At 68.3% G+C, this 1,824-nt stretch carries 1 protein-coding gene; it reads left to right on the top strand.

The features are described 5' to 3' along the window. Positions 1 to 535 precede the first annotated feature (535 nt). The gene (locus ABZ953_RS39310; RefSeq protein WP_361734341.1) at positions 536 to 1,801 is read left to right on the top strand and encodes an IS110 family transposase; all 1,266 of its coding nucleotides are present in this window, start codon (positions 536 to 538) and stop codon (positions 1,799 to 1,801) included. Positions 1,802 to 1,824: the final 23 nt, after the last annotated feature.

The raw sequence follows: 1,824 nt of genomic DNA on the forward strand, positions 1-1,824 counted from the left end.
ACCTAATGGGCAGTGAAGGGACGGCACGAATCAAGCCCTAATGGGCAGTGAAGGGACGGCACGAATCAAGCCCTACACAGAACCAGCGGCTCTGAGCCCTGATCGGTAGAGCGGGCCCTCGTGCTACCCCTGCTGGCGCAGGGCCGAGGCCTACACGACACCTGGGCCGCGAACCCTGGCTGGAGATGGTTCCGGCCCTGTGACCAGTACTGGTCGTTGGGACGGCTGTGCACCGGCAGAAGCATGCGCCGACTGAGCACAGCCGAGTAGGAACATCTCAGGGCAGGACGGCTTGGAACTTCTCCCCGTCCCACGCCGCCCGGCGCGGTTCGCTGTCCGTCACCTGAGCCGACCGCATGGATCACCTCTCAAGATGCCGCGAGCGCGAGAGCTCTTACGCAGACCGAGGGCCACGCGGCCCGCTGGGGTAGCGAACGGCTAGTGGGATGTCGTGCCTTGAGCACTTCCATTAGGGAGCACGCGCGCCCCGCACAGGCTCTGGCCTGCACAAACACAGAGCACAAGGGAGAACTTCATGGAGCTCGCGGACTTACCGACACCCATCTTCTGCGGGGTGGACTGGGCGGAAGATCATCACGACATCGCGCTGGTCGACGCCACCGGAAAACAGCTCGCCAAGCAGCGGATCACGGACGACGCGTCCGGATTCGCCCAGCTCACCGCCCTGCTCAGCGAGCACGGTGACACCGAGCAGAACCGAATCCCGGTCGCTATCGAGACCTCGCGCGGGCTGCTGGTGGCCTGCCTGCGGACGACTGGGCGACCGGTCTTCGCCATTAACCCGCTGGCCGTGGCCCGCTACCGCGACCGGCACTCGGTCGCACGCAAGAAGTCGGATGCGATCGACGCCGCCGCGCTGGCGAACATCCTGCGCACCGATATGGCCGCGCACCGACCGCTGCCCGCAGACTCCGAGCTGGCCCAGGCGGTCGCGGTGCTCGCGCGGGCCCAGCAAGACGCGGTCTGGGACCGCACCCAGGCCCACAACAAACTCCGTTCCCAGCTGCGCGAGTTCTACCCTGCCCTCCTGGCCGCCTTTGCCGAGCACCGCCAAGGCCTGTGCTCGCGTGAAGCCCGCGCCCTCCTGGCCGCGGCTCCGACGCCGACCGCGGCCGCCAAGCTAACCCGCCGCCAGCTGCGCGCTCTACTCAAACGCGCCGGCCGGGTCCGCGGTATCGAGGCCGAGGCGGACCGACTCCACGAGGTCCTCCACCGCGACTACCTCCATCAACTCCGCCAGGTCGAGGAGGCGTTCGGCCAGCAGACCCTCACCCTGCTGCGGCAGCTCGACACCGCCTGCACCAACGCCGACCAGCTGGAGGCCGCCAGCGCCGACGCCTTCGACCAGCACCCAGACTCCTCGATCATCACGAGCTTTCCGGGACTCGGCCCTTTAACCGGCGCCCGGGTGCTGGCCGAGATCGGCGATGACCGCAGCCGGTTTGCCCACGCCGGGGCGATGAAGGCCTACGCCGGCAGCGCCCCCGTCACCCGCGCCAGCGGCAAGAGCTGCGTGGTGACCAGCCGCAGAGTCAAGAACCAGCGCCTGGCCGCCGTCGGCTACGTATGGGCCTTCGCCTCCCTGACGGCGTCCCCGGGCGCCCGGGCCCACTACGACCGCCGACGAGCCGCCGGAGACCGTCACACCGCCGCCCAGCGCAACCTGTTCAACCGCTTCATGGGAATGATGTTCCACTGTCTGCAAGCCGGAGAGGCCTACGACGAAGCGAAGGCCTTCCCCCGCCACTCGCCAACGGAGATCCTCCCGGAAGCCGCTTGACGGCTTAGCACCGTGGGATGTCT

This window comes from Streptomyces sp. NPDC046465 (genome assembly GCF_040646035.1).
Taxonomy (GTDB): domain Bacteria; phylum Actinomycetota; class Actinomycetes; order Streptomycetales; family Streptomycetaceae; genus Streptomyces.